The 25806-nt window shown below is 52.4% G+C and carries 25 protein-coding genes; 16 read left to right on the top strand and 9 right to left on the bottom strand.

Going from position 1 to position 25806, the window contains the following annotated elements; translation table 11 throughout:
- Positions 1-100 precede the first annotated feature (100 nt).
- The 7 genes from putP to pspF form a co-directional block, all read right to left on the bottom strand.
- Positions 101-1642, bottom strand: coding sequence for a sodium/proline symporter PutP (gene putP / locus CWE12_RS02805; RefSeq protein WP_126788146.1), 1542 nt, complete (start codon positions 1640-1642; stop codon positions 101-103).
- A gap of 106 nt (positions 1643-1748) precedes the next feature.
- Positions 1749-2522, bottom strand: coding sequence for an ATP-binding cassette domain-containing protein (locus CWE12_RS02800; protein WP_126788145.1), 774 nt, complete (start codon positions 2520-2522; stop codon positions 1749-1751).
- Complete coding sequence (locus CWE12_RS02795) at positions 2515-3522, bottom strand: oligopeptide/dipeptide ABC transporter ATP-binding protein (protein WP_126788144.1); 1008 nt, start codon at positions 3520-3522, stop codon at positions 2515-2517. Before CWE12_RS02795 ends, CWE12_RS02800 begins: the two co-directional genes overlap by 8 nt.
- Complete coding sequence (locus CWE12_RS02790) at positions 3522-4415, bottom strand: ABC transporter permease subunit (RefSeq protein ID WP_126788143.1); 894 nt, start codon at positions 4413-4415, stop codon at positions 3522-3524. The genes CWE12_RS02795 and CWE12_RS02790 overlap by 1 nt, the downstream gene beginning before the upstream one ends.
- A complete protein-coding gene (locus CWE12_RS02785; protein WP_126788142.1) occupies positions 4402-5433 on the bottom strand; it encodes an ABC transporter permease in 1032 nt (343 codons plus the stop codon). The genes CWE12_RS02790 and CWE12_RS02785 overlap by 14 nt, the downstream gene beginning before the upstream one ends.
- Positions 5430-7073, bottom strand: a complete 1644-nt coding sequence (locus CWE12_RS02780) for an ABC transporter substrate-binding protein (RefSeq protein WP_241984118.1) — start codon at positions 7071-7073, stop codon at positions 5430-5432. Before CWE12_RS02780 ends, CWE12_RS02785 begins: the two co-directional genes overlap by 4 nt.
- On the bottom strand, positions 7066-8175 hold the full coding sequence (gene pspF, locus CWE12_RS02775; RefSeq protein ID WP_126788140.1) for a phage shock protein operon transcriptional activator: 1110 nt from the start codon (positions 8173-8175) through the stop codon (positions 7066-7068). Before pspF ends, CWE12_RS02780 begins: the two co-directional genes overlap by 8 nt.
- A gap of 186 nt (positions 8176-8361) precedes the next feature.
- Here pspF and pspA point away from each other — a divergent pair, with 186 nt between their 5' ends.
- From pspA to CWE12_RS02715, 12 genes are all read left to right on the top strand, one after another.
- Entirely contained in the window at positions 8362-9045 is a 684-nt protein-coding gene (gene pspA, locus CWE12_RS02770) for a phage shock protein PspA (RefSeq protein ID WP_126788139.1), read from the top strand.
- Between the two features lie 82 nt (positions 9046-9127).
- The gene (gene pspB / locus CWE12_RS02765; RefSeq protein ID WP_126788138.1) at positions 9128-9379 is read left to right on the top strand and encodes an envelope stress response membrane protein PspB; all 252 of its coding nucleotides are present in this window, start codon (positions 9128-9130) and stop codon (positions 9377-9379) included.
- Complete coding sequence (gene pspC / locus CWE12_RS02760; RefSeq protein ID WP_126788137.1) at positions 9376-9804, top strand: envelope stress response membrane protein PspC; 429 nt, start codon at positions 9376-9378, stop codon at positions 9802-9804. The genes pspB and pspC overlap by 4 nt, the downstream gene beginning before the upstream one ends.
- A gap of 117 nt (positions 9805-9921) precedes the next feature.
- Positions 9922-11166: a trans-sulfuration enzyme family protein gene (locus CWE12_RS02755; RefSeq protein ID WP_126788136.1), complete on the top strand. Its 1245-nt coding sequence runs from the start codon at positions 9922-9924 to the stop codon at positions 11164-11166.
- A 126-nt stretch (positions 11167-11292) separates the two neighbouring features.
- Entirely contained in the window at positions 11293-12099 is an 807-nt protein-coding gene (gene phhA / locus CWE12_RS02750) for a phenylalanine 4-monooxygenase (RefSeq protein WP_126788135.1), read from the top strand.
- 36 nt (positions 12100-12135) lie between these two features.
- Positions 12136-12486, top strand: a complete 351-nt coding sequence (locus CWE12_RS02745) for a 4a-hydroxytetrahydrobiopterin dehydratase (protein WP_126788134.1) — start codon at positions 12136-12138, stop codon at positions 12484-12486.
- Positions 12487-12598: 112 nt separating this feature from the next.
- Complete coding sequence (tyrR, locus tag CWE12_RS02740; RefSeq protein ID WP_126788133.1) at positions 12599-14149, top strand: transcriptional regulator TyrR; 1551 nt, start codon at positions 12599-12601, stop codon at positions 14147-14149.
- Positions 14150-14402: 253 nt separating this feature from the next.
- A complete protein-coding gene (gene hppD, locus CWE12_RS02735) occupies positions 14403-15482 on the top strand; it encodes a 4-hydroxyphenylpyruvate dioxygenase (RefSeq protein WP_126788132.1) in 1080 nt (359 codons plus the stop codon).
- Positions 15475-16608, top strand: a complete 1134-nt coding sequence (locus CWE12_RS02730) for a homogentisate 1,2-dioxygenase (protein WP_126788131.1) — start codon at positions 15475-15477, stop codon at positions 16606-16608. Before hppD ends, CWE12_RS02730 begins: the two co-directional genes overlap by 8 nt.
- Positions 16609-16611: 3 nt before the next feature.
- Positions 16612-17634, top strand: coding sequence for a fumarylacetoacetate hydrolase family protein (locus tag CWE12_RS02725; protein WP_126788130.1), 1023 nt, complete (start codon positions 16612-16614; stop codon positions 17632-17634).
- A 427-nt stretch (positions 17635-18061) separates the two neighbouring features.
- Positions 18062-18700 carry a maleylacetoacetate isomerase gene (gene maiA, locus CWE12_RS02720; protein WP_126788129.1) on the top strand — a complete coding sequence of 213 codons (639 nt, stop codon included), beginning with the start codon at positions 18062-18064 and terminating at the stop codon, positions 18698-18700.
- A 95-nt stretch (positions 18701-18795) separates the two neighbouring features.
- Positions 18796-21300 carry a S9 family peptidase gene (locus tag CWE12_RS02715; RefSeq protein WP_126788128.1) on the top strand — a complete coding sequence of 835 codons (2505 nt, stop codon included), beginning with the start codon at positions 18796-18798 and terminating at the stop codon, positions 21298-21300.
- A gap of 59 nt (positions 21301-21359) precedes the next feature.
- On the opposite strand, the gene rrtA is transcribed toward CWE12_RS02715, so the two are convergent.
- Positions 21360-21959, bottom strand: coding sequence for a rhombosortase (gene rrtA, locus CWE12_RS02710; RefSeq protein WP_157981912.1), 600 nt, complete (start codon positions 21957-21959; stop codon positions 21360-21362).
- A gap of 81 nt (positions 21960-22040) precedes the next feature.
- Between rrtA and ggt the strand changes: the two genes are divergently transcribed.
- Both ggt and CWE12_RS02700 read left to right on the top strand, forming a co-directional pair.
- The gene (gene ggt / locus CWE12_RS02705) at positions 22041-23801 is read left to right on the top strand and encodes a gamma-glutamyltransferase (protein WP_241984117.1); all 1761 of its coding nucleotides are present in this window, start codon (positions 22041-22043) and stop codon (positions 23799-23801) included.
- Between the two features lie 14 nt (positions 23802-23815).
- The gene (locus CWE12_RS02700) at positions 23816-24253 is read left to right on the top strand and encodes a hypothetical protein (protein WP_126788126.1); all 438 of its coding nucleotides are present in this window, start codon (positions 23816-23818) and stop codon (positions 24251-24253) included.
- A gap of 5 nt (positions 24254-24258) precedes the next feature.
- On the opposite strand, the gene CWE12_RS02695 is transcribed toward CWE12_RS02700, so the two are convergent.
- Positions 24259-24627, bottom strand: coding sequence for a histidine triad nucleotide-binding protein (locus CWE12_RS02695; protein ID WP_126788125.1), 369 nt, complete (start codon positions 24625-24627; stop codon positions 24259-24261).
- Positions 24628-24725: 98 nt separating this feature from the next.
- Between CWE12_RS02695 and CWE12_RS02690 the strand changes: the two genes are divergently transcribed.
- Positions 24726-25016, top strand: coding sequence for a PilZ domain-containing protein (locus tag CWE12_RS02690; protein ID WP_126788124.1), 291 nt, complete (start codon positions 24726-24728; stop codon positions 25014-25016).
- A gap of 155 nt (positions 25017-25171) precedes the next feature.
- A complete protein-coding gene (locus CWE12_RS02685) occupies positions 25172-25801 on the top strand; it encodes a TetR/AcrR family transcriptional regulator (protein WP_126788123.1) in 630 nt (209 codons plus the stop codon).
- Positions 25802-25806: the final 5 nt, after the last annotated feature.

Below are 25806 nucleotides of genomic sequence, written 5' to 3'. Positions count from 1 at the left end.
TAAGCGCACTACATGATGAGTGGAAGCAGACAATAAAAACCCCCGGCACGGATGACGTGGACCGGGGGTTTTTTAGGTTTATCTGTCGACAGAGAATGAGCTAGCTCGTTTTATCCATCTGTGTTTGCAGTTCGTCTTCCATATCGTTGAATTCACTATCAACGGCTTTGGTTGGTTTGTTAGTCATCCGACTGACCACAACAATTGCCAGGGTGGCTAACAAGACACCAGGGACCATTTCATAAAGCACTGAGCTGAGCGTAGCGCCATCTTCAAGCACAGGGACGTATATCCAGAACAGCACTGTCACTGCACCTGTCAGCATACCAGCCAGAGCTCCCTGCATGGTCATGCGCTTCCAGTAGAGGCTAAGCACAATCAGCGGGCCAAATGCGGAACCGAAACCAGCCCAGGCGTTACCGACCTGGTCAAGAATAGTGCCTTGAGGTACCCAGACAATGGCTATTGCCACAATCGCAACCAGGAACACCGACAAGCGGCCAACGGCGACCTGTATCTTGTCACTTGCATTTTTATTGAGGAAGCTTTTGTAGAAGTCCTGAGTCAGTGCACTTGAGGTCACCAGCAGTTGCGACGAAATTGTGCTCATAATGGCTGCCAGAATCGCCGCCAGTAAGAAACCACCAATAAACGGATGGAACAGGATTTGCGACAGAACGATAAAGATAGTTTCTGCGTTATCCAGGGTGCCGTCGGTGACATAGGCGCCTACTTCGACGTCTTCAGCGTTGATCGACATGTAGGCTGCACCCAACAGGCCTGTCAGCATGGCACCAATGATAGCGACCGTCATCCAGGTCATACCAATACGACGCGCGGCTTTGAAATCACGAACTGATTTGATTGCCATAAAGCGAACGATAATATGTGGCTGACCAAAGTAGCCAAGACCCCATGCCAATAATGAGACGGTACCTAAAAAGGTAATGCCATGGAATGGATTGAGCATCGCCGGATCGATCTCGCGAACTTCAGCGGTGACGGGTTCGATACCACCAAGCACGCTAAAGCCCACCAGGGGCACCATAATGAGGGCAATGAACATAATACAACCCTGCACAAAGTCAGTCATGCTGACGGCGAGAAAGCCGCCAAGCAGGGTGTAGGCGACTACGACCGCAGCGGTCACGATAAGACCAGTGTGGTAGTTCATACCAAAGGCGTTTTCGAACAGGGTGCCACCTGCATACACTCCTGAAGCGGTGTACAAGGTGAAGAAGATAATGATCACCACAGCGGACACCAGACGCAGCACGCGGCTTTTATCCTGGAAGCGGTTTTCAAAATAATCAGGAATGGTAATCGAGTCTTTGGCGACCTCAGTGTACGTGCGAAGCCTTGGGGCTACTAACCGGTAATTTACGTATGCACCGATAAGCAGGCCTAAAGCCAACCATACTTCTGCGAACCCTGACACGAAAAATGCACCGGGCAGGCCCATTAACATCCAACCACTCATGTCCGACGCACCAGCCGATAGTGCTGTAACACCAGGGCCGAGACGGCGACCGCCGAGCATATAATCACCCAGATCACTGGTTGATTTGAAATAGCCATACACACCAATGCCGAGCATGGCAATGAAGTAGAGCGCTAATGAAATCAGAGTACCTGTTTCCACAAAAAACTCCTGTAACAATTAAAAGTTACCGCATCGTTTAAATGCAGCGCTTACTGAAAGCGGATTACGCTAACAAAATCTTTACTAAGCATCAAGCTGACACTAATTAGCTGAGCGTGTAGGTTTGTTGCAACAGGCTTTCGGTATAACCGTCTACCGGCTTGTTAAACACACTGGCGGTATCTTCATAGGTCACAATCTCACCATGACGCATAATCATTACTTTGTCGGCGATGTGGCGAATAATCTCCGGACTGTGCGAAACAAACACATAGGACATTTTCATATCACGCTGCAGATCGAGTAATAAGTTAATAATCTGGGCCCGAATGGAGGAGTCCAGTGCTGCCAGGGCTTCATCGGCTACAATGACATCGGGATTAAGCATGATAGCACGGGCAATGCAGGCGCGTTGCTTTTGTCCGGTCGACATCATGTGGGAGTGGAAAACCGCGTGCTCAGGAAGCAAACCGACCTTAAGAAGGGCTTCGGAAACAGTTTCGCGGCGCTGTTCACTGCTTAAATGCGTGTTAAAAAGCAGGGGTTCTTCCAGCTGTCGACCAATCGTCAGATGCGGATTGAGCGATGCATCGGTGTCCTGAAACACCATCCGGATATGGCGACAGCGAAAGCGATAGTCCTGCGCTTTGAGCGGCTTCCCGCGCAGGTACACGGTGCCGCTGCTGGGGCGTTCTGCACCGGCAATTATTTTTGCCAGGCTACTTTTACCAGAGCCGGTTTCGCCCATAATGGCCAGCGTTTGACCACTTTCGAGGTCAAACGACACATTATTGAGCGCACGAATCCGTTTGGGCGCCCACCAGCGCCCTTTGTGCAGGTACGCTTTATTGAGGTTCTCAACGCGGAGCAGACTAGTCATTGCCTTGTACCTTAGCTGCGCTATTTAATGGATAGTGACAGGCGTAAAAATGCGAACGCAACTTGCGTGTTTGCGGAGTGGTCACGCATTTACGCCGGGCGTTCGGGCATCGTGGGCCGAGCCGGCATCCGATCGGTAAATGCTGCATCGGTGGAGACGCCCCGGTCAGCGTTGGTAGATGTGTTTTTGGTTCACAGCGACTCTGTTGGTACAGCGAGGTCGAGGTTAGTGCCTCGGTGTACGGATGAAAGGGTTCTTTCAACAAAGCCTGAGCCGGACCGGATTCCATGATCTGGCCACTATAGAGCAATGTCAGTCGCTCGCTCTCGGGCATAATGGTGCCCATATCCTGAGACATCAGCAGGATCGACATTTTATGACTGGCATGGAACCGCCCAAGCAGTCGATAAATTTGCTGCCGGGTTGACGGCTCCATCGCGGTCGTGGGCTCATCGGCAATTAACAGCCGCGGACGGTGGGCGATGGCGGATGCGATCATGATTTTTTGCGCCGCGCCTTCAGACAGTTCAAATGGAAAACTTTCCATTACCGCCTGATGCTCTTTAATTCCAACCCGATGAAGCAGTTTAATCACCTTCTTGTGACGTTCTTTGCGCCGGCTCCACCAGTGTTTGCTGGACAGATCGCTGTCGAGAATGGCTTCGCCCAGTTGCGCTTCGACGGTGTCGTTGGGGTCCAGGTAGCTGCGCGGATCCTGAAATATCATGGCGATATCGACGCCGATAATGCGGCGTCGTTCGGCAGCAGGCATGCTCAGAAGGTCTTTACCGTCAAACCAGAGGCGGTCAGCGCGAACGGTCCATCGCGGATCAAGAAAGCCCATAATGGCACTGGCAATCAGGCTTTTACCCGAGCCCGATTCACCGACCAGGCTATGCACTTCGCCTTCAGCAACACTAAAACTGACCCGGTCAATCACATCGATAGGGCCGTGATCGCTATCACCGGTGATGGTCAGGTTTCGCACATCGAGCAACATTAGCGTTTTATCCTTTCATCGATCGCCGATTTCAGACTGTCACCGACTACATTGACACTGACCAGGGTCATAAACAATGCAAACCCAGGTAACGCCATCACCCATGGCGAGCTATAGGCAACCTCGACTGACTTCGCCAGCATGCTACCCCATTCAGGTGCGGGTGACTGTGCACCAAGGCCAAGAAAGCCGAGCGCCGCAATATCAAGAATCGCCGTAGATAACGCCATGGTCAGCTGTACTACCAGCACCTTGACCGTGTTTGGAAAGATAACCACGCTCAGCAGGTACCACTGACTGACGCCATTTAAGCGCGAGGCAATAACGTATTCACGATGGCGCTGGTCATGCACGGCGTTGCGCGTGGCATGCAAAAACTGCGGAATCAGTACCAGCCAGATAGCGAGCAAGGCGTTGTCCAGCCCTGGCCCCAGAATGGCCACAATAATCAGCGCCAGCAGTAACGAGGGAATGCTTAACAGCACGTCGAGCAGATGCTTCAGGGTTGAGCTTTTGACACCCACACTCATCGCCGCCAGCGCACCCAACGGAATGCCGATGGCCGCGGCCGCCAATACCACCAGAAACGGCAGCCCAAAGCTAAGCCGGGCGCCGTATAAAAGGCGCGATAACATATCGCGGCCGAGCTCATCAGTGCCTAACAGAAAGCGGATGGTCCCTTCTTCGGTCCAGGCCGGCGGCATCGACAGCGCATCGGTAAACTGGGTGTTGGGTGAATAGGGCGCCAGCACCGGGGCAAACAGTGTAAACAGGACGATCGCGCCGAGAATATGAAGCGCAATCATAGCCCACATATTGTGCCGGAACTGGACCCAAACCTGCTCCAGCGGCGATGGTGTCCGTTCTTCGTAATACAGCTTAGGCGTTGGCATAGAGTTCCTGCCTTATTTGAGGGTATCGCCAGGCGTGGAGCAGGTTGAGCAATACGTTGACCAGCAAAATGAGTGCTGCCAGGGTTAACAGGCCCGCTTGCATTACCGGATAGTCGCGTTCGTAAATACTGCGTATTAACCAGCTGCCAAGGCCTGGCCAGGAAAAAATCACTTCGGTGATCATGGTATTGGTAATCAGAAAACTAAAAATAACACCCAGGTCACGGGTAACTGACTGCATGGTATTAGGTACCGCATGCTTAAAGATCACCTGTGAGGCGGTAAGTCCTTTGGCTCGTGCCGATTTAATGTAATTGCGCCGCAGGACATCATGCATGGCGGCCCGGGTAAGGCGAGCTAACAGGGTTGCAGGCATGACCGCGAGAACCAGCAATGGGAGTAGCAGATGACGCAGTACGTCAACCAGCGCAGCCGATTTCGCCGGATGATCAGCACGCGCCAAATCCAGAACAATGGAGCCAGTCACGGGTTCGATGTTGTAAAGCGGGTTGATCTGACCGGCTATCGGAAACCACTGCAAATTGACGGCGAAGACCAGAATAAACAGCTGAGCGAGCCAGAACACGGGAATCGAGTAGGCTGACAAGCTAAGGCCCATTAAAAAACGATCCGGCCAGCGGCCCAGATTGAGGGCACTGATAATGCCCATCGGAATGCCAAGCATCAGCGCCAGAATACTGGCCAGTACAGCCAGTTCCATGGTCGCCGGGAAGCGTGCTTTGACCTCATTCCATACTGGTGTTCCGTCCTGCAGCGACACGCCCCAGTCGCCTTGCAGCAAATGACTGAGGTAACGGAAATACTGGACCAGAATATTGCTGTCAAAGCCACGGCTGCTGGCGACCTGCTGATAGAGCGCCGAGTCGAGGGTCTGAACACCGCTTAAGTTAACCAGCGCATCGCCGGGAAACCAGTAACCCAGGCTGAAAGACAGCACGGTAAGCAAAAATAAGGTCACCAGTAACAGGCTAAGTTGACGCAGCAAGTACCTTGTCATGGTTGCCCCTTATGCGTATTCAGCAGGCGGGTGCCCCCATAGGGTTCAAGATGCATGCCCTCGATATAGGGCTGGGTCGCCTTATAACGCATCGAGTGCACAATAGGCATTAATGGGACCTGATTATTGAGCAGCTCCTGTGCTTCGCGATAAAAGGCAAGACGCTCGTCGCGGTCGGCGGTACGAATGGCACTCATTACCAGGCGGTCAAAGCGCGGTTCGCACCAACGAGCGCGGTTACTACCCGACTGAACGGCGGCACAACTTAACAGTGGGCGAAAGAAATTATCCGGATCCGGGTTATCGCCTGACCAGCCAATTAATACCGAATCATGGTCGCCGTCAGCCAGGCGGCGACGGAAGGTACTCCATTCGTAGCTGACAATATTGACCTGAACACCAATGTTCGCCAGATCGGACTGCATCAGCTCTGCCATTTTGCGCGCATTCGGGTTGTAAGCACGTTGCACTGGCAAGGCCCAGATGTTCATTGAGAACCCATTCGGGTAGCCCGCGTCGGCAAGCAGTTCACGCGCCGCGACCGGGTCATAGGTATAGGCCTCTTCATCACTAAAATGAGCCCAGGAGGTGTTGGGTAAAATACTCTGAGCCAGCGCCGCATGGCCGAAATAGACTGCTTTGACAATGGATTCGCGGTCAATTGCATGAATAAGCGCCTGCCGTACCCTGACATCGTCAAATGGTGGCTTTTGGGTGTTAAAGGCCCAGAATGCGGTGTTTGGACTAACCGTTGAGTATAGATTTATGTCGTCGCGCGCATCGAGGTTATCTAAATCACGTGCCGGTGGATACGGCACGATATCGCAGTCTTTGGTCAGCAGCATCAGAATGCGTTTGTGGTCGCTGGGGATGATGCGGAAAACCACGCGTTCTGATTTCGCCGCTCCTTGCCAGTAGTCCGGATGGCGTCGATAACTCAGACTGACGTCTTTGCGAAAATGCTGGAATTTAAAAGGACCGGTGCCGACCGGAAGGTTATCCAGCGCCACGCGATTGTCTTCTGCGATCAGTTGCTCGCCATATTCGGCGGATAAAATGACTGCAAAGTCGGTGGCCAAATTGGCAATGAAGGAGCTGTCAGGTTCGTGCAGGTGGATAGTGAAATTATGATCGTCCTTCACTTCTATGCGTTGAATAAGGCGATCCAGGCCCACTGCAGAAAAAAACGGATACCCGGTCATTGAAATCAAATGGAATGGGTGATCGGTATTGAGCCAGCGTTCAAAACTAAACTGAACGTCGGTCGCCGTCAGCGGCCGGGTGGGAGTGAAATAGCGGGTCTGATGAAATTCGACCCCTTCGCGCAGGGTGAAGCTGTATTCGGTGCCGTCCTCGTTGATCTGCCAGGATTCGGCCAGTGCAGGGACATATTCTTTCGCTTCGTCACTGTATTCAATTAAACGGTCATAGAGCAGATTGGCGGTCATATCGAGGGTCGTCCCCGAGGTCACCAACTGCGGGTTAAACGACTCGGGGTTACCTTCAGCGCAGTAGAGTAGCCCCTCGCTGAGCATTTGCGGGTCATTCTCCGGCGATGGGCTGCAAGCTATCGCTGTCAGCGCCGATAACAGGATGCTGACGGCTCTTATGGCGTGGTCGAATGGGGTCTGTTTATTCACTTTGAGCATCCAGCAGCGCATATTTTTTAAGGTAACCACGCAGCTGATGATAGGTCAGCCCAAGCTTTTCTGCTGTTTTCTTCTGATTAAACTGCGCTTTTTCCAGTGCACAACGTAGCATTTTGATTTCAAAGTCCTGGGTGAGCTGTTTAAAGTCGCAATTGTCGTTTAAATCAGGCAGCACAAAATGCTCGTCTGCGCCGTTGCCATTCATTCGTGGCGACGGGGTCTCCGCAGAACTTGTCGCATTTGCATCCTGCTCAACAATATGGCTGGCCTGACGGCTCAATGAGCCCGTTTTAGGCGGGCGTGTGCCTGGTCTGTAGGGACTTTCAAACGGGTCAGTGACGATTTCACTGACTGGTAAATGGGCGTTATTCAGTCGATAGACACTGCGTTCGACGACATTTTTAAGCTCACGCACGTTGCCCGGCCAATGGTAATCAAGCAGATGCTGCTTAGCTTTGCTGGTGAAGCCACTGAACAGCTCCAGATCAAGTTCCCGCGCCATCTGAATCGCGAAGTGCTCTGCTAATACCATGATGTCCTCGCGACGCTCGCGTAGCGGGGGCAGGGTAATAACATCAAACGCCAGTCGGTCGAGCAGATCGGCGCGGAATTCATTACGTTCCGCCAGCGTCGGTAAGTCTTCATTGGTGGCAGCAATCAGACGGACATCGGTTTTAATCGTTTTACTGCCACCGACCCGTTCAAATTCACCATATTCAATGACCCGCAGCAGCTTTTCCTGGACCAGCGACGATGTCGTAGCCAGTTCGTCAAGAAAAAGCGACCCGCCATTGGCACGTTCAAAGCGACCTTCATGACGTTTGCTGGCACCGGTAAAGGCGCCGGATTCATGGCCAAAAAGTTCGGTTTCAAGCAGCGTTTCGTTCAATGCCGCGCAGTTGAGTTTGATATAGGTCTGGTCCCAGCGCTGGGACAAATAGTGTAGTCGCGCTGCAATCAACTCTTTACCAGTACCGCGTTCTCCAATGATTAATACCGGTTTGCCGAGCGGAGCCGCCTGGGAAACACGATCGAGAACTTCGAGAAAACTATTCGCCTGACCAATCAGATTGTCGTTGCGTCGGGGACTCATGATCTACCTTAAGGTTAGTGTTTTTGACTAACTTTTAGTTGTTTTAGTTAATGTAGCAGTCAATGACCTACTCAGCCTATTATTTAAAATCTTTTATTTTCAACGTATTATAAATAATTCACAAGTTGGCTCAATTCCTGAATGTTCTTCACTGGAAGCATACACTGAGAAACAGAGGTAAAGGTCATGAGTATTTTTTCACGCTTTACAGACATCGTAAACGCTAATTTGAACTCCCTGTTGGATAAAGCTGAAGATCCGCAAAAAATGGTGCGTCTGATTATCCAGGAAATGGAAGACACTCTGGTTGAAGTTCGTTCAAATTCGGCCCGAACCCTGGCCGAGAAGAAAGAACTGGCACGCCATCTGGGACAGATCGAGCGGGAAGCTCAGGACTGGCAGAGCAAAGCGGAACTGGCATTGTCCAAAGATCGGGAAGATTTAGCACGTTCAGCTTTGTTAGAGAAAAAGAAGTTACAGGAAACCATGGACAGTGTGCAGCGCGAAATCGACCGGGTCGATGAGCATGTTGACCGTCTAAGTGAAGAGATTGGCCAGTTGCAGGAAAAGCTGTCAGACGCCAAAGCTCGCCAGAAGTCGATTCTGATGCGCCAGCGTACCGTGTCTTCGCGGTTATCGGTGAAGAGCAAGCTGGACAGTGGCAAAGTGGATGAAGCACTGCAGAAATTTGACCGCTATGAAGCTAAAATTGATGGTATCGAGGCGCAGGTTGATGCCTATGACCTGGGTAAGAAAACGCTCGCTGATGAATTCAAAGCGTTAGAAAACGACGCTAAAGTTGAGGATGAACTGGCTGCTCTGAAGGCGAAGGTGAACGAAGCGAAAGGTAAACAGAGCAACGACGCGTAAGCAATGCACAAGAGAGGTGGTCAGGCCATGCTGAGAAGCATCGCAAGGCCAGCCGATCTACTCTCAGGTGAGGATTGAGACAATGGAAGGATTAGTAGCCATCATGGCGGCCCCAGTTATTATTTTTATGATTTTCGTGGCTCCCATCTGGTTGATACTGCATTACCGCAGCCGCAATAAAATCAATGCCGGGCTGAATGATGATGAGCGGCAGTCGTTGCAGGATCTGGCGCGGACCGCAGAACGTTTGCAGGACCGTATTCAGACGCTGGAGTCTATTCTTGATGCGGAGCACCCTAGCTGGCGCCATAAGCATCAGGGAGGTGGAGCATGAGTGATGAAAAGAAACGATTTTACCGCGATGTTCAACGCGGCAAGTTAGGCGGCGTCTGTGCAGGTATAGCGCGCTATTTCGGCTGGGAAGTCTGGGTGGTTCGCATCGTGGCCGTGACGTCCGCCTTGTTGCTGACGAAATTTATTGTGTTGGGGTACATTATTGCCTGGGTGGTGCTTGATCAGGGCCCAAAGTCTGCCAGCGGTGAGCCACGTGTGGTGCGAGAAACAACCACGGTTGAGCGCACCGAAGATGGCCGTTCAATAGAAGTAAAGACCCGGGTATGGGAAGCCGGTGAGGTGCCTAAAGAAGCGATTAAAGATATTGCGGGTCGTTTTGCGACCATGGAACAAAGTGTACGTGCCATGGAAAGCTATGTAACCTCGAGTGAATACAAGGTTCGGCAGGAGATCAACCGCTTGTAACCTGATTGGCAAAAAAACGTTACATAGGTAACTGGTCCGAGAAGATGGCGCATATTGCGCCATTTTTTATGTCTGCATACTCTAGCCGCAAATAACTATAACTATGGCTTCTAAGATATGCATAAACCGACCGCTGGCTGGCACGCCGATACCATCGCAATTCATGGTGGCGATGCGCCGCAGGATCCACATGGTGCGTTAGTGGCGCCGCTGTATCAGACTTCGACCTTTGTTTTTGATAGTACCCACCAGGGTGGTCAGCGGTTTGCCGGTGAAGAAGCGGGTTATATCTATTCCCGTTTAGGCAACCCCACTGTCAACCAGCTGGAGCAGCGTATTGCTGAGCTGGAAGGCATGCAGGCGGGTGCTGCGGCAGCGACAGGTATGGGCGCAGTCGCCGCGACGATGATGGCTTTTTTGCAGCAAGGTGACCATGTGGTGGCCTCGGACGCTATCTACGGCTGCAGTTTTGCTTTGTTTGACCATTTGTTTCGTCGTTTCGGTGTCGACGTCAGCTTTGTCGATATGAGCGATCTGGAGCAAACCAAAGCGGCCTTTCGTGACAACACCCAACTGGTGTTTCTGGAAACCCCTGCCAATCCGCATCTAAAGCTGGTCGATATTGCCGCGGTCAGCAAGCTTGCACATCAGCACAAGGCCCGTCTGGTGGTCGACAATACCTTTATGACCCCGCTCCTACAGCGACCAGGTGAGTTCGGCGCAGATCTGGTCGTGCACAGCGCGACTAAGTACCTCAATGGCCATGGTGATGTGGTTGCCGGACTGGTTACCGGGCGTAGCGAAGACATTGAGCTGATTAAGTTCACCACCTTAAAAGACATGGGCGCGACTATGTCGCCGCATGATGCCTGGCTGATTTTGCGCGGCCTGAAAACCTTGCCCGTGCGAATGCAGCGGCATTGCGAAAATGCGCTGGCAGTGGTGGCCTTTCTGCAGGAAATGCAGCAGGCCGGGATGATTAGCCGGTTGTATTTCCCGGGGGTTAACCAGGATGAGCAAAGTCATGAGAGTGACTTGCTGCAGACCCAGATGAAAGCCGCTGGTGCGGTCATCGCCTTTGATATGACTGGTGGCTTTCGCGCCGCGACCCGGCTGCTTGACCAACTCAGCATGATCAAATTAGCGGTTAGCCTGGGCGACGCCGAGAGCCTTATTCAGCACCCCGCATCGATGACGCATTCGCCGCTAACGCCGGAAGCCCGCGCTGCCGCAGGTATCGGTGATGGCCTGGTGAGGCTGTCAGTCGGCTTAGAGCACGCAGACGATATTATTACGGATTTGCGTCAGGCCTTTACTTCGCTGAAAAACAGCGCTGAAAACACGGCGGTGAATACCGATTAATGGAACTTTAAGTTTACAGCACTCCGGCGAGTGCAGTTTGCCAGGGTGCAGCAGACTCGGCTAACGTGAGTTCTAAGTACAGCGACAGCACGCGACTGTCAGCAACAACAGACAACAAGGTGCAACATGGCTAAGAAGCAAACTCAGTATGTATCCCGTGAACCTGACGAGCAGGGCATCATTCACTGGAGTGACGAGGAAAATGCCGTTTGGCGTGACCTGGTGGAACGCCAGCTGAAACTCATGCCCGGTAAAGCCTGTGATGAGTATATGGAAGGTCTGCGCTTAATTGATTTTCCCCGTGACCGTATTCCTCAGCTGGGTGAAATCAATAAAGTGCTGGGTGAAACCACTGGCTGGCAAGTAGCGCAGGTACCGGCGTTGATCCCGTTTGACGAATTCTTCCGTTTGCTGGCGAATAAGCAGTTCCCGGTTGCGACGTTTATTCGTACCCGTGAAGAATTTGATTACCTGCAGGAGCCGGATATATTCCATGAGATCTTCGGTCACTGTCCGCTGCTAACTAACCCTGCGTTTGCCGAATTTACGCATATGTACGGTAAGCTGGGTTACGCGGCGACGCCGAAAGAGCGGGTTTATCTGGCCCGGCTATACTGGTTTACAGTTGAGTTCGGTTTGCTGAAAACGAAAGATGGCCTGCGTATTTATGGCGGCGGTATTCTTTCCTCGCCTGGCGAAACCGATTACTCAGTTAACAGTGACACCCCTGAGCGTCACCCGCTAACGGTGCTGGATGCGCTGCGCACGCCATACCGAATTGATATTATGCAGCCGTTGTATTACACCATTGAGTCCGTCGATGAGCTGTTTAAAATAGCCGATATGGACATCATGAGTATGGTCCATGAAGCGATGGAACTGGGCTTGTACGAGCCGAAGTTTCCGCCGAAAGAAAAAAATGACGCCGCGTAAACAAGTAAACTATTTATTTAAACAACAGGACTACCAATGAGCGATTTAAAGAACCAAACCTGTGAAGCCTGTCAGGCTGATGCTCCCGCAGTGTCTGACCAGGAGCTGAAAGAACTCATGCGCGAAATCCCGGAATGGGCGCCAGTCAGCCGCGACGGTGTGATGCAACTTGAGCGAGCTTATAAGTTTAAGAACTTTAAGAAAGCCTGGGCATTTCATGAGCTGGTGGCGCAGATGGCCGAAGATGAATTTCACCATCCGACCCTGACCCTGGAGTGGGGTAAGCTGACCGTGACCTGGTGGACCCATGCTATCAAAGGGCTGCACCGCAACGACTTTATTATGGCAGCGAAAACCGACGCCTTACTGGAAAAGCTGGATAGTTAACTCCGCCTTTCTACATTTATCGCAAGCAGCAATCTGTCGGTCGACAGTTGCTGCTTTTTTGTTGCTGCCCCTGTATAATTTTTTTTACACTTTTTAGCCGCGCTGAGAACCTATGCGTTTAGAGATTACCTGCCAGGACCGTCTTGGCTTATGCCAGGAAGTCCTTGCCATTTTGCGAGAAAATGAAATCGATTTGCGGGGCATTGAAGTCGACCCCATCGGTAAGATTTTCCTTAATTTTCCAGCGATGGAGTTTGCTGATTTCCAGGCATTGATGCCTAAGATCCGCCGTATTCCCAACGTCGAAGACGTAAAAACCACCTCGTACATGCCTTCAGAGCGAGAGCACTACGAATTCAATCTGTTGCTAAGCACCTTGCCCAACCCGGTTATTTCGGTCGACGCAAAAGGGCACATTGACGTTATCAATGCAGCCGGTGCAGCCTTACTGACCACGGATAAGAACGCGTTGAAAGGCGAGTTGGTGGATGACTGGCTTGGCGGCTTTTCTATTCAACGCTGGCTCGAACGCAAACCGACCGAGGCCGATAACGCGCAGGTTAAATGTGGTCGCTCCAGCTACTATGCCAATCTATTCCCGATCTGGCTTACCGATGATGAAGGTGAACCCATTTTTGCTGGTGCTGTGATTCATTGTCAGTCTGAACCAATTGCAGTGCCGTCACTGAGTAGCCCGACCGCTGCCGCCTTCGCTGGGATCCTGACCCAGCACACGGGGATGCGCAAAGTGCTCAAAGATGCAGAACGCATGGCCAGTCTGGATGTTCCGTTATTGATTGAAGGTGAAACCGGGGTCGGTAAAGAACTCCTCGCTCGGGCCTGCCATAAAGCCAGTCGGCGTGGCGATAAGCCCTTTTTGGCGGTGAACTGTGGTGCTTTGCCTGACAACGTGGCAGAAAGCGAACTATTTGGGTACGGTGCCAGTATTTTTGATAACCATCCGGACGGAAAAAAAGGTATTTTCGAGCAGGCGGCAGGTGGTGTCGTATTGCTCGATTCGGTCGCTGATATGTCGCGTGAGTTGCAGGCAAAACTGTTGCGTTTTATACAGGATGGTACCTTTCGCCGGATTGGCGAAGAAGCTGAAGTGACTGTCGACGTGCGGGTTATTTGCTCAGCGCGTGGCGCTTTAATTGACCGTGTTGAGTCCGGTGATTTTCGTGAAGACCTGTATTATCGTCTGAATGTGCTGAACCTGATGCTGCCGCCATTGCGTGAACGCCGTGGTGATATTCTGCTACTCGCCGGGCACTTTCTGCAACAGGCCTGTCAGCGTCTGGGGAGACCCTTAGTCGGTCTTAGCAGCGGGGCGCGTAACCTGCTTAATCAGTACAGCTGGCCGGGCAATATTCGTCAGTTGGAGAATACTCTGTTTCGCGCTGTATCCATGCTTGAAGGGGAGCAGCTTGAGGCCAGTGACATTCAGTTGCCGGAAGCACCGCCCCTGGCTTCAGGGATTGATATCGATCTTGAGCAGACCTCACTGGAAGAGGCGGTTAAAACCTTTGAAGCCAGCCTCTTGCGACGCCTTTATCCGAATTACCCCAGTACCCGCCAGCTGGCACGAAAACTGGGCTTAAGCCATACCGCCATCGCTAATAAACTGCGCGAGTACGGAATTGGCAAACAACGTAAAAGCTGACCTGTAAAGATTTCAGAACAGCCTTCAAGGGGTAGTGTAAACTAATCCGTACACTACCCCTGATTACAGGCTACTCTCCTCGTATGTAAACATATCTATCCAGTTAGCCTGTTTTTTACGCGTCTGGTAGTACCTCCTGAGTACTGGCACTTCCTACCTACAGAAGATACAACTAGGCTGACTATTCGAATTAAAAACGGCTTGGCTAAGGCCAGTCCGCACAACTGATATGCGACAACAAAGAGGTTTCCCCATGAGCGACAAGACTATTAATCCATTAGGCACTGACGGATTTGAATTCGTTGAATACACCGCAGCTGATCCTAAGGGCATTAACGATTTAAAAGAGCTGTTCACCTTGTTCGGCTTTACCGAGGTCGCCAAGCACCGTCGTAAAGATGTCTGGCTGTACAAGCAAAATGACGTCAACTTTATCGTTAATGCACAACCGTCATCACAGGCCGAAGAATTCGCCCGCGAACACGGACCAAGTGTCTGTGGTATGGCATTCCGCGTTGCTGACGCCAACGTTGCGATGAAGCATGCACTGGCCAATGGGGCGAAAGAGTTCCGCCCGGATGTCGGCGCAATGGAGCTGAATATTCCGGCAGTCTATGGCATCGGCGAAAGTGCACTGTATTTTGTTGACCGTTATAAAGACGGCAAAAGCATTTATGACGTCGACTTCCAGTTCTATGACAACTGGGAAGCTGAAATGGACAAAAACAGTGCCGGTATGGACTACGTCGATCACCTGACCCACAACGTGTTCCGTGGCAACATGGACGTATGGGCTGGTTTCTACGAGCGTATCGGTAACTTCCGTGAAGTGCGTTACTTTGATATCGAAGGTAAGCTGACTGGCTTGCTGAGCCGCGCCATGACCTCGCCGTGCGGTAAGATCCGCATCCCAATCAACGAATCACATGACGATAAATCACAGATTGAAGAATACCTGCGCGAATACAAAGGCGAAGGCATTCAGCATATCGCTCTGAGCACAGACGATATCTATAACACGGTGCGCAGCCTGCGTGACAAGGGCATGGAATTCATGAGCACGCCAGATACGTACTATGACAAAGTCAACGAGCGCGTAGAAGGCCATAGCGAAAACCTCGATGACTTGCGTGATCTGCGTATCCTGATCGATGGCGCGCCAATGAAAGACGGTATCCTGTTACAGATCTTTACTAAGACGGTGATTGGTCCGGTGTTCTTTGAAATCATCCAGCGTAAAGGCAACGAAGGCTTTGGTGAAGGTAACTTCAAAGCACTGTTTGAATCGATTGAAGAAGATCAAATCCGTCGTGGAGTGTTAAGCGATGCGTAAGTGGATTTCATTTCCTCAAAAACAGGGGACTGCATCGCGCCAGGCGCATGCAGACTTCCCTGAGGAAGCGATATATGAGCGGGAAGCGGGCCGTAGTGGCTTCTTCGGTCCCGCCACCCACTTTCATCACCAACATGCACCAACCGGGTGGAGCGACTGGCAAGGCCCGTTGCGTCCGCGCCTGTTTGACTTTAACCAGCTCAAAGACATCAACCCGGCGTCACCCTGGGCGGTGCCAACCTTGCTGCACAATGCGCATTGTAAGTTCCGCCTGTGGGATATCAGCGAGCCGATGAAAAAGCTCGCGCGTAATGCCGACGGTGATGATCTGTTGTTTATTCATGACGGCAGTGCTGAACTATTTTGTGACTATGGCCACATGAGTCTGCGCGATGGGGATTACGTGGTCATTCCACGGTCTACCAACTGGCGTCTGGTGCCGAATGAACAAATGCGGATTCTGATGATTGAGGCCACCAACAGTGCCTATCAGCTGCCCGATAAAGGCTTAGTCGGTAACCATGCGATCTTTGATCCGGCGGTACTGGATGTACCGGAAATCAACGAGGCTTTTAAAGCACAGTACAGCGAAGACGAATGGCAGGTGGAAGTGAAACGCCATGGTGAAGTGTCCGTCGTGACCTTCCCCTACAACCCACTGGATGCCGTTGGCTGGCATGGTGATTTAGCGCCGGTGCGTGTTAACTGGCGTGATATCCGGCCGCTGATGAGCCATCGCTATCATTTACCACCATCGGCGCATACCACCTTTGTCGCCGACCGTTTTGTGGTCTGTACCTTTGTACCGCGGCCGATCGAAAGCGACCCCGGCGCGCTCAAAGTACCTTTCTATCACAACAATGACGACTATGATGAAGTCTTGTTCTATCACGCTGGGGATTTCTTCAGCCGCGATAATATTGATCGCGGTATGGTAACCTTTCACCCAGCGGGCTTTACCCATGGCCCACACCCGAAAGCCTTTCAGGCAGGGCGTGAGCACAAGAAAAAATTCACTGACGAAGTCGCTGTAATGCTGGACACCCGTGATTCATTGTCAGCCGGCCAGGCCGCTGATGGGGTGGAGAATCCAGACTATGTGTACAGCTGGCAGGAGAAAAAATAGTTTATGAAGTTAGCAACCTATAGAAATGGCAGTCGCGATGGTCAACTGGTCGTTGTCAGTAAAGATCTGAAACGGGCGGTGATGGTGCCGGAAATCGCACCGACGATGCAGTACGCGCTGGATCACTGGGATGACGTTGAACAAAAACTGCGTGAAAGCTACATGGCGCTGAACAACGGCAAATTCAGTGACGACATCGCCTTTCATCAGGACGAGTGTGAGTCACCGTTGCCACGCGCCTACCAATGGGCCGACGGCAGTGCGTATGTAAACCATGTGGAACTGGTGCGTCGGGCACGTAATGCAGAAATGCCAGAAAGCTTCTGGGAAGACCCGCTTATGTATCAGGGCGGTTCTGACTCGTTTTTAGGCCCGCGTGATAATATCGAGATGCCATCGGATGAGTGGGGCATCGATTTTGAAGGCGAAATCGCAATTGTTACCGGTGACGTACCAATGGCGGTTAAAGCCGACAACGCCGAGAAATACATTCGCTTGGTGATGCTGGTGAACGACGTCTCGCTGCGTGGCCTGATCCCAGGCGAACTGGCAAAAGGCTTTGGCTTCTTCCAGTCCAAACCCTCGTCAGCATTTTCACCGGTCGCGGTAACCCCGGATGAGTTAGCGGATGCATGGAAAGAGAGCAAACTGCACTTGCCACTGCGTTCAACCTACAACGGTGAATTGTTCGGTGAACCGAACGCCGGCGTTGATATGACCTTTAACTTTTCGCGCCTGGTAGAACACGCAGCGAAAAGTCGCCCATTAGCGGCCGGTTCAATCATCGGTTCAGGCACTGTATCTAACAAGCAGGGCACCGATCATGGCAGCGCCATTTCAGAAGGCGGCGTCGGCTACAGCTGCATTGCCGAAGTGCGCATGATTGAAACCATCCGCGATGGCAAACCAGCCACAGGCTTCATGAAATACGGCGACACCATTCACATGGAAATGCTCGACGCCAGCGGCCAAAGCATCTTCGGCTCCATCGAACAAAAAGTCGTCCGCTACGACGGGCCTGAATAACCGCGCATCGGGGGAGCATGCAGGGATTGGCTTCTGTGGCGGCTGGCATATTCCCTGGAGGGGACGCCGTGAATACATCCCTGTAGGCTTGACGGCAGCATCCATGCTGCCGACACCCCGCCAGGGAAACATGCCATCCGCCACGCGCCAATCCTGCATGCTGCAAGCATCGCGATCAGCCTTGAGAGCGCTTGCGTGGATTGTTGACAAGTTCGGGCAAGATAAACAGGACAGTGACAGGCTGGCGTGTGGGAGACGGCAGGACTCGTTGTTGGGGCGTTGAGCGCATGGATGCGCGAGCCGAGCCTACAGGGATGTATTTACGGCGTCCCCAGCAACGAGTCTGCCGGCGCCCACGGAAGCCAGCCTTTTCCTCAATGTCCAACTGCGACGCCCGTTCGCGCCGAGTGCGCAACTAGGAGGTTTTATGGAACTTTATGGGTATTGGCGTTCGTCGGCTAGTTATCGGGTGCGGATTGCGTTGCACCTGAAGCAGTTGGCGTTTGACTACAAGCCGGTGCATCTGGTTAAAGATGGCGGCGAGCAGAAAAGTGCCGACTATGCGAAGCTGAATCCGGCTAAGCTGGTGCCGACGCTGGTTGATGGTGAGCTGGAGCTTAATCAGTCGCTGGCGATTATTGAGTATCTGGACAGCAAGGCGGGGCCGTTGCTGGTGCCGGAGGACCCGAAAGAGGCGGCGATTGTGCGCATGCTGGCGTTGGATATGGCGTGTGATTTGCAGCCGATTACCAATTTACGGGTACTGCAGTATGTTAGTGGCACGTTGAATGCCGGTGATGAGGGCCGTCAGGCCTGGATCGAGCATTGGGTGTCGTCGGCGTTTGCGGCATTTGAAAAGCGTCTGGAGAAACATGCGGGTGCATGTTGCGTGGGTGATGAAGTGAGCCTGGCAGATGTGTGTCTGGTGCCGCAGGTGTACAACGCACTGCGATTTAAGATTGATTTGTCGCCGTATCCACGGCTGTTGCAGGTTTATGAAAACTTGCAGCAGATTGACGCATTTCAGAAAGCGCAGCCTGATCAACAGCCCGACGCTGTGCTTTAACCAGCCTAACCTGCGACTCAACGCAGCAGCGCTCGCCATTGGCGGGCGCTTTTGTTTTAATAGGCTCACGACTAACTGGAAGGATCAAGCAATCCATGCAAGTAACTCATTTAAAAACAAAATTAGCCATTGCGGTCGCGGCGACCCTGATGACTGTTTCCTGTGCCAGCACGGATCAAAGTTCAGCTCAGCCGACGGAACGAGCGGCCACTGAATATCAGGCGCAGGCACAGCAAACGGGACCGCGCAACGAAACGAGCACGCTGACTCTGGAGCGTATTATGGCTGATCAGGACTGGGTGGCACGTTCACCTGAGTCTGCTTACTGGTCCTATGATGGCTCGCAGATTTTGTTTGAGCGTAAACGTCAGGGTTCGCCGATGCGCGACCTCTATGTTCGCGACCTGACTGCGGATGGCAACGGTGAGCGGGTGGCGCTGGCGCAATTACACGGCTATGCGCACCGTGATGCGGTGGTGAATGACGACCAGAGTATGCATGCCTATGTATTTGAAAATAATATATTTGTGCGCGACCTGCGCAGCGGTGAGCTAAGTCAGCTGACGGGTGACGCACAAAGCAAAACGGCGCTGCAATTTTTGCATGATGGTCGTTTAAGCTATCGCGTTGAGAATCGGTTGGTTGCGATTGAACCAGCCAGTGGACGCCGCCAAACTTTGTTGACGCTGGCGTTTAGTGACGAACCTGAGGCCACTCAGGAGCCTGCGGATTTGATTGCCGAAGAAGAAATCGATCTGATGGAGTACAACCAGATCCAGCGCCGTCAACGGACGGAGCGTTTTGAACATCAACAACAGCTGGCTGCACAGAATTCAACGTTGGCACCACAGCCATTTTACATGGGTGAGGGCATGGAGCTGGTTGACCTGAGCCTGTCGCCGGCTGGTGATAAGGCGATTGTGGTGATTACGGAACCACAAAGCTGGCGTGCGGACGGCGATCTGATGCCGCGATACGTCACTGAAACTGGGCGTATTGAGAACCAGGATGTGCGTCGTCGGGTGGCTGATGCTAAGCCGGTTGAGCACCAAATGTATGTGCTCGACCTGGATTCCGGTGAAAAACAGGCGTTAGGCTTTGATAGCCTGCCGGGCTTTGATGAGGATGTACTGGCGTCGGTGCGTGAAGAGAATTATGCGGCACGCGGTGAGACTTACCGCAGCGAGCGCAAGCCGCGGGCGATTAACCTGATGGCTGCCTGGTCTGCACCACAGGGTAATATAAACTGGAACCATGATGGCAGTCAGGTGGCGGTTATGCTGCGCGCCTGGGACAACAAAGACCGCTGGATTGCGACCGTAAACTTTGACGATGCGCGTCTGGTAAGCCAGCACCGTTTGCATGATGAGGCCTGGATCAACCGTGACTACAATGATTTCGACTGGGTACCGGGACAAAACGCGTTGTGGTATGGCTCGGAAGAGGACGGCTATGGCCACCTCTATGTGCGTAACCTGGACAGTGGTCGCAGCCGTCAGTTAACTCAGGGTCAGTATGTAGTTAATAATGTGGTGTCCGGTCAGGATGGTGACTACCTCTACTACACGGCGAACCAGCCACACCCTGGGGTGTATGAAGTTTATCGGGTTGCTATCAGCAGCGGTGACATCGAGCAGTTAACCGACCTGGGCGGTATTAATACCTTCGCCCTGAGCCCGGACGAAAGCCAGTTGTTGATAACGCATTCCACTGCGGTGCAGCCCCATGAGCTGTATCTGCAGGAGCTGGGTGCGTCGAACGCTGAGCGTCTGACTCACACGGTCAGCGATGAATTTAATTCGATCCCGTGGAAGAAGGGTGACATCGTTGCTGTGCCATCCAGTCACGTGGACGAGCCGATTTACTCGCGGGTGTATTTGCCAGATGATTTCGATCCAAACCAGGCTGAAGGGTACCCGGCAGTGGTCTTTATTCACGGTGCGGGTTACCTGCAGAATGCGCATTCGGGCTGGTCAAACTACAGTCGCGAATTCATGTTCCATAACATGCTGACCCAGCAAGGTTATGTGGTACTGGATTTAGATTTCCGTGGCTCGAAAGGCTATGGCCGTGACTGGCGGACGGCGGTTTACCGTCAGATGGGGACCCCGGAAGTTGAAGATTTGGTCGATGTAGTGAGCTGGATGGGTGATCAGGTCAACGTGGATACGTCGCGTGTGGGAACCTATGGTGGTTCGTACGGTGGCTTCCTGACGTTCATGTCGCTGTTTAAAGAACCTGATCTGTTTCAGGCTGGGGCTGCATTGCGTCCGGTAACGGACTGGGCTCACTACAATACGGGTTACACGTCCAATATTCTTAACCTACCGCAGGACGACATGATTGCGTACCGTCGTAGTTCGCCGATTTACTTTGCCGAACAGTATGAGAATACGCCGATGCTGATTAACGCGCCGATGGTTGACGACAATGTTTTCTTCCAGGACTCGGTACGCCTTGTGCAACGTTTGATTGAGCTGGAAAAGGAAAACTTTGAAACGGCTATTTTCCCGGTTGAGCCGCATGGCTTTGTACAGCCAAGTAGCTGGCTGAACCAATACCGGCGAATTCATAAGCTGTTTGAAAGCAACCTGAAGTAAGGGATACCTGCTACAAAATCCCGGTTAAAAAACGCGCCTTTGGGCGCGTTTTTTTGTCGCTACGTTTTACGAGTGCCAGCAAGCAAGGCCAGGAGGGATAAACCGCCGCCGAGGGCACCACCGAGATGGGCTAGATAGGCGGTCGGGCTGCCCAGCCAGGCAATGGCAAGCTGGCTGCCGCTGAAGTAGCCAAGGCAGAGTTCCGCGAGTAATTTGGCGGCGAGTAACGCCAGCATGGCAAAGCCAAGCCAATGCTCCCGAGCAACGCGAACACAGCCATACAGGAGTAATCCGTGCAGCACACCGGAGAAGCCGGCAAAATGAAGGTCCTGGTTAGCCAGCCAGGGCACCAAGGATGCACAGGTCGCGCTTACCAGGACGACGCCAAGAAGCATAAAGCCGCGTAGCCAGGGAGCAAAGATCAGACAGACTGCGGTGAAGGCCAGCAGGTTAGCCACCAGATGAGTCGCATTGAGATGGACAAAGTGGGCGCTCCACCAGCGCCAGGGGTCGCTGCTCAGTCGCTCAGGTGCGTAGTCGAGGAGATCTAGTGCAGCAGACCATTGCTGCAGGTACAGCATGCCGACAATCAACAGCAACGGCACTGCCCAGGCAGCATGGCTTTGCACAAGGTTTGCACCGGGCCTGGCTGAAAGCATATGTTTTCCTTGGTTGACTTTGGTATGCTCAATTGAGGCTGATTGTAGCCTGCTTTGATGACAATTCTCAAAAGGAAGATTATGCGCCCGATGACAACCCTGGTGCTGGCGATTAGCAGCACACTGGTGATCGCCTGTAGCCCGACAACGACTCAGTATGAAGCCTACGAACCTGAAGCGGCCACTGGTACTCAAGAGCATCAGCTGGTCCAAAGCTCGAACTATATGGTGGCAGCAGCCAACCCATATGCTGCCGAGGCAGGACGTGACATTCTGGCGCAAGGCGGTAGTGCCATTGATGCGGCGGTCGCGGTGCAAAGCATGCTGACGCTGGTTGAACCGCAGTCCTCGGGGATCGGCGGCGGTGCATTTATTCTGTACTGGGATGCCAAAGAAAAACGCCTGTATAGCCTGGATGCCAGGGAAACGGCGCCGATGGCGGCGGACGCTGAACTGTTTCTCGATGACAGTGGCGAGCCGGTCAGTTGGATAGACGCGGTCGTCGGCGGTCGCTCGGTGGGCGTGCCTGGCCTGGTACAAGGACTTGAAGATGCCCATCAACGCTGGGGCCAGCTTGAGTGGAAGCAACTTTTCAGTGCCAGTATTGAGCAAGCAGAGCAGGGCTTCGTTGTGTCACCGCGGCTGGCACGGCTGGTCGAACTGGAAATTAACCCTGGTGTTCGTCGTCTGCCAACTGCCCGTGACTATTTCTTTCCTGATGGAGAGCCGTTGCACGCTGGCGACACTAAATACAATCCTCAATTAGCGGCCAGTTTACGCGTTATTGCGGAGCAGGGAGCACAAGGGTTCTATCAGGGAGAGTTAGCCGAATCCATTGTCGCAGCGGTTAACAATGCAGCGGTTGAGCCGGGGCAGTTAAGCGTGGAGGACATGGCCAGTTACTCCACCCAATGGCGTGAACCTGTGTGCAGTGAATACCGTCAACGCGACATATGCAGCATGGGACCACCAAGTTCAGGTGGCGTTACCTTATTGCAAACACTGAACATGCTTGAGGATTTTGATTTTAGTCAGTATCAGGTCAGCGATGCGGAGCCCTGGCATCTGTTTACTCAGGCATCACGGCTTGCCTTTGCCGATCGCGATCACTATCTGGCCGATCCTGATTTTAGCAATGTCCCGGTCGCTGCAATGCTTGACCCTGAGTATCTGCGACAGCGCGCTACGCTGATTGGCGAGCAGGACATGGGCCATGCTGAACCCGGAGCGCCCGAGTCCTTTAGCCAGGAGTACAGCGCTGGAATTAGCTATGAACAACCGAGTACCAGCCACATCAGCATCATCGATGCCGAAGGCAATGCCTTGTCAATGACCAGTAGTATCGAAATGGGCTTTGGTTCGGCGGTGATGGTCGGTGGCTTTCTGCTCAATAACCAGCTGACGGACTTCGCGCGGCAGCCTGAAAATGGGCAAGGCCTGGTGGCGAACCGGGTTGAACCGGGTAAAAGGCCGCGTAGTTCAATGACCCCGGTGATTACCTTTAACCCGCAGGGTGACGTGGAACACGTGCTGGGCTCGCCGGGCGGACCCAGAATTATCAACTACGTGGGGAAAACACTGATCGGCCTGATCGACTTTGAACTGGATATGCAAAGTGCAATTGAGCTGCCGAATGTGACCAATTTAAACGGTCGCACTGCAATAGAGCTGGAAGTCGTGCCTGGCTCGTGGCAGGATGAATTTGAAAGCCGTGGCCATCCGCTGGACATGCGTGATTTGAACAGTGGTGTGCATGGAATAACCCGTGGTCAAGGGTACCTGCTCGGAGGTGCTGATCCGCGTCGTGAAGGCGTCGCGCTTGGGGACAAAACCGAGCAATAAAAAGAGAGAGCATTATGAAGCTACGCAACACATGGGCGGCAGCGCTGACAGTCATGGGGGCATTACTACTGACTGGCTGCTGGGAACAGAAAATTCAGGAGCCAGAGGCGCACGAACGAGCCATTGATTACTTTGAATTACTTTACAATGAACGCGATATCGAAGCGGCGGCAAAGCTGGCTACGGAAGAGCATCGGCAACTGATCATGCGTTATGGCTCAGTAGCCTCGGTAGGACGTTATCTTTACAACATGGATTTTGACGAAGTAGAAGTCAATGCTGACCGCCAGGGTGTTACCTTGTTCAATGAACAAGCCAACACCGCTCGCGTTCAGGTCAGTCTGGGTGGCGTTTCCGGTTCACGCCGGGTGGAGACCATTCGCGACGTGCTGATGGTGCGCGAAGGCGGCAAATGGTACCTGGCGCGGATCCTTGACGGTCCAATGAACTAAATTAATCAGGCCTGCTTTTTACGGTCCTGATAGGGCGGCCAGCCAAACGCTTTACCAGCCAGCAGGTGCACATGGATATGGTAAACGGTTTGGCCGCCGTTCTCATTGCAATTCATAACTGTGCGGTAACCCTCCTCGGCAAAACCTTGTTGCCGTGCAATTTCCCCGGCTACCCAGAACAGGTGGCCAACGGTTTCCCGGTCATCCTGCTGAATATCATTGCTGGTGGCGATGCGGCGCTTCGGAATAATCAATAAATGAGTCGGCGCCTGCGGGTTAATGTCCTCAAAGGCAAGTGCTATATCGTCCTCATAGACAATGGTAGCGGGGATTTCGCGATTGATGATTTTATCGAAAATAGTTTCGTTGCTCATAATATGCCCTTGCTTGTACCAATAACTGATCTTACTCTAGATATTTACTAGCCTATACTCAAGCACTTGCAGATGTTTTCCTGACAAATGAGGTTTCTATGCGATATCAAGATCAACGTAACTTCCATCGAATGGCGATCAACGCTGAAGCAATGGTGATTTATGCGGACAACGATGAGATGCATAAAGTAAAAGCGATTTGCCGTGACCTGAGCGCAACCGGCCTTTCGTTGGAAGTAGAGAAGCCGATTGCAGTGGGTGAATCAATAGAAGTACTGATTGAAGGCGTCAACGTTAAACCTCTGGATGCTAAAGCTGAGATACTCAGAGTCGATGAAACCGACAATGGGCGAGTATTGCTTGGCTGTAAAATCACCTCGCTAACCTGATTGGTTCGTTCTATTTTTCTTGCAGTATCCATCAATTTCTTCACTAGTTGGTCCAGTTTTCTGAAACTCGCGTAGTTACTGGATTGACAGTCAGTTTTTGCTGACTAAAATAGCGCGGACTGGCTGGTCCGCCTTGAAATTTATGGTTACTGTTGATGACTACCGAGAAAGCGAAACTTAAACGTCCACAGAAAAGTGCAGAAGAGCGCCGCCACGATATTGTGGCAGCTGCCTCCGAACTTTTTGCTGAGCATGGTTTTCAGTCGACCGATACGCAGACGGTTGCTGACAAAGCCGGTGTCGGCAAAGGCACCCTGTACCGTAATTTTAAATCCAAAGAAGAGTTGTTCAAAGCCACGCTTGATATGCACCTTGACGAGTTGCGAGCGACCGTTGTGCGTGCCCGTGAGAGCGAGCAGGATCCGCTGGAGAAGCTAAGAGCCACCTGGCTCGCCTATATTGGCTTCTTCGAGCAGAACAACAATATTATTGAGCTCTTTATCGAAGAGCGTCTCTACTTTCGTGATCAGGAACGTAGCCTCTACTTTACCCGTCTGGAACGCTCACGCGATGAGTGGCGAGCCTTGTTTGAAGATATCCTGCGGGTCTATCCAAACGATGAAGTAACGGCGTCGGAGCTGATGGACATTAGTGGCCAGTTAGTGCATGGCGCTGTCTTATTGAGCCAGCACACAGCGATTACTCAAAGCACCCGGCAACGGGTGGATTTGATGATGAGAATTTTTATGCACGGTTTTATTAAACCGGGCCAAGACAATATCTAGTTAAT

Origin of the sequence: Aliidiomarina sedimenti (genome assembly GCF_003986955.1) — a bacterium.
Classification (GTDB): Bacteria; Pseudomonadota; Gammaproteobacteria; order Enterobacterales; family Alteromonadaceae; genus Aliidiomarina; species Aliidiomarina sedimenti.
The sequence above is the reverse complement of the archived record's forward strand: the minus strand, read 5'-3'. Positions and strand labels throughout refer to the sequence as shown.

Excerpts from the sequence above, each read along its gene's own strand:
- CWE12_RS02800 (WP_126788145.1), bottom strand. The coding sequence starts at position 2,522 with ATGACTAGTCTGCTCCGCGTTGAGAACCTCAATAAAGCGTACCTGCAC.
- CWE12_RS02795 (WP_126788144.1), bottom strand. The coding sequence starts at position 3,522 with ATGTTGCTCGATGTGCGAAACCTGACCATCACCGGTGATAGCGATCAC.
- CWE12_RS02790 (WP_126788143.1), bottom strand. The coding sequence starts at position 4,415 with ATGCCAACGCCTAAGCTGTATTACGAAGAACGGACACCATCGCCGCTG.
- CWE12_RS02785 (WP_126788142.1), bottom strand. The coding sequence starts at position 5,433 with ATGACAAGGTACTTGCTGCGTCAACTTAGCCTGTTACTGGTGACCTTA.
- pspF (WP_126788140.1), bottom strand. The coding sequence starts at position 8,175 with ATGAGTCCCCGACGCAACGACAATCTGATTGGTCAGGCGAATAGTTTT.
- pspA (WP_126788139.1), top strand. The coding sequence starts at position 8,362 with ATGAGTATTTTTTCACGCTTTACAGACATCGTAAACGCTAATTTGAAC.
- pspB (WP_126788138.1), top strand. The coding sequence starts at position 9,128 with ATGGAAGGATTAGTAGCCATCATGGCGGCCCCAGTTATTATTTTTATG.
- pspC (WP_126788137.1), top strand. The coding sequence starts at position 9,376 with ATGAGTGATGAAAAGAAACGATTTTACCGCGATGTTCAACGCGGCAAG.
- CWE12_RS02755 (WP_126788136.1), top strand. The coding sequence starts at position 9,922 with ATGCATAAACCGACCGCTGGCTGGCACGCCGATACCATCGCAATTCAT.
- phhA (WP_126788135.1), top strand. The coding sequence starts at position 11,293 with ATGGCTAAGAAGCAAACTCAGTATGTATCCCGTGAACCTGACGAGCAG.
- CWE12_RS02745 (WP_126788134.1), top strand. The coding sequence starts at position 12,136 with ATGAGCGATTTAAAGAACCAAACCTGTGAAGCCTGTCAGGCTGATGCT.
- tyrR (WP_126788133.1), top strand. The coding sequence starts at position 12,599 with ATGCGTTTAGAGATTACCTGCCAGGACCGTCTTGGCTTATGCCAGGAA.
- hppD (WP_126788132.1), top strand. The coding sequence starts at position 14,403 with ATGAGCGACAAGACTATTAATCCATTAGGCACTGACGGATTTGAATTC.
- CWE12_RS02730 (WP_126788131.1), top strand. The coding sequence starts at position 15,475 with ATGCGTAAGTGGATTTCATTTCCTCAAAAACAGGGGACTGCATCGCGC.
- CWE12_RS02725 (WP_126788130.1), top strand. The coding sequence starts at position 16,612 with ATGAAGTTAGCAACCTATAGAAATGGCAGTCGCGATGGTCAACTGGTC.
- maiA (WP_126788129.1), top strand. The coding sequence starts at position 18,062 with ATGGAACTTTATGGGTATTGGCGTTCGTCGGCTAGTTATCGGGTGCGG.
- CWE12_RS02715 (WP_126788128.1), top strand. The coding sequence starts at position 18,796 with ATGCAAGTAACTCATTTAAAAACAAAATTAGCCATTGCGGTCGCGGCG.
- rrtA (WP_157981912.1), bottom strand. The coding sequence starts at position 21,959 with ATGCTTTCAGCCAGGCCCGGTGCAAACCTTGTGCAAAGCCATGCTGCC.
- ggt (WP_241984117.1), top strand. The coding sequence starts at position 22,041 with ATGCGCCCGATGACAACCCTGGTGCTGGCGATTAGCAGCACACTGGTG.
- CWE12_RS02700 (WP_126788126.1), top strand. The coding sequence starts at position 23,816 with ATGAAGCTACGCAACACATGGGCGGCAGCGCTGACAGTCATGGGGGCA.
- CWE12_RS02695 (WP_126788125.1), bottom strand. The coding sequence starts at position 24,627 with ATGAGCAACGAAACTATTTTCGATAAAATCATCAATCGCGAAATCCCC.
- CWE12_RS02690 (WP_126788124.1), top strand. The coding sequence starts at position 24,726 with ATGCGATATCAAGATCAACGTAACTTCCATCGAATGGCGATCAACGCT.
- CWE12_RS02685 (WP_126788123.1), top strand. The coding sequence starts at position 25,172 with ATGACTACCGAGAAAGCGAAACTTAAACGTCCACAGAAAAGTGCAGAA.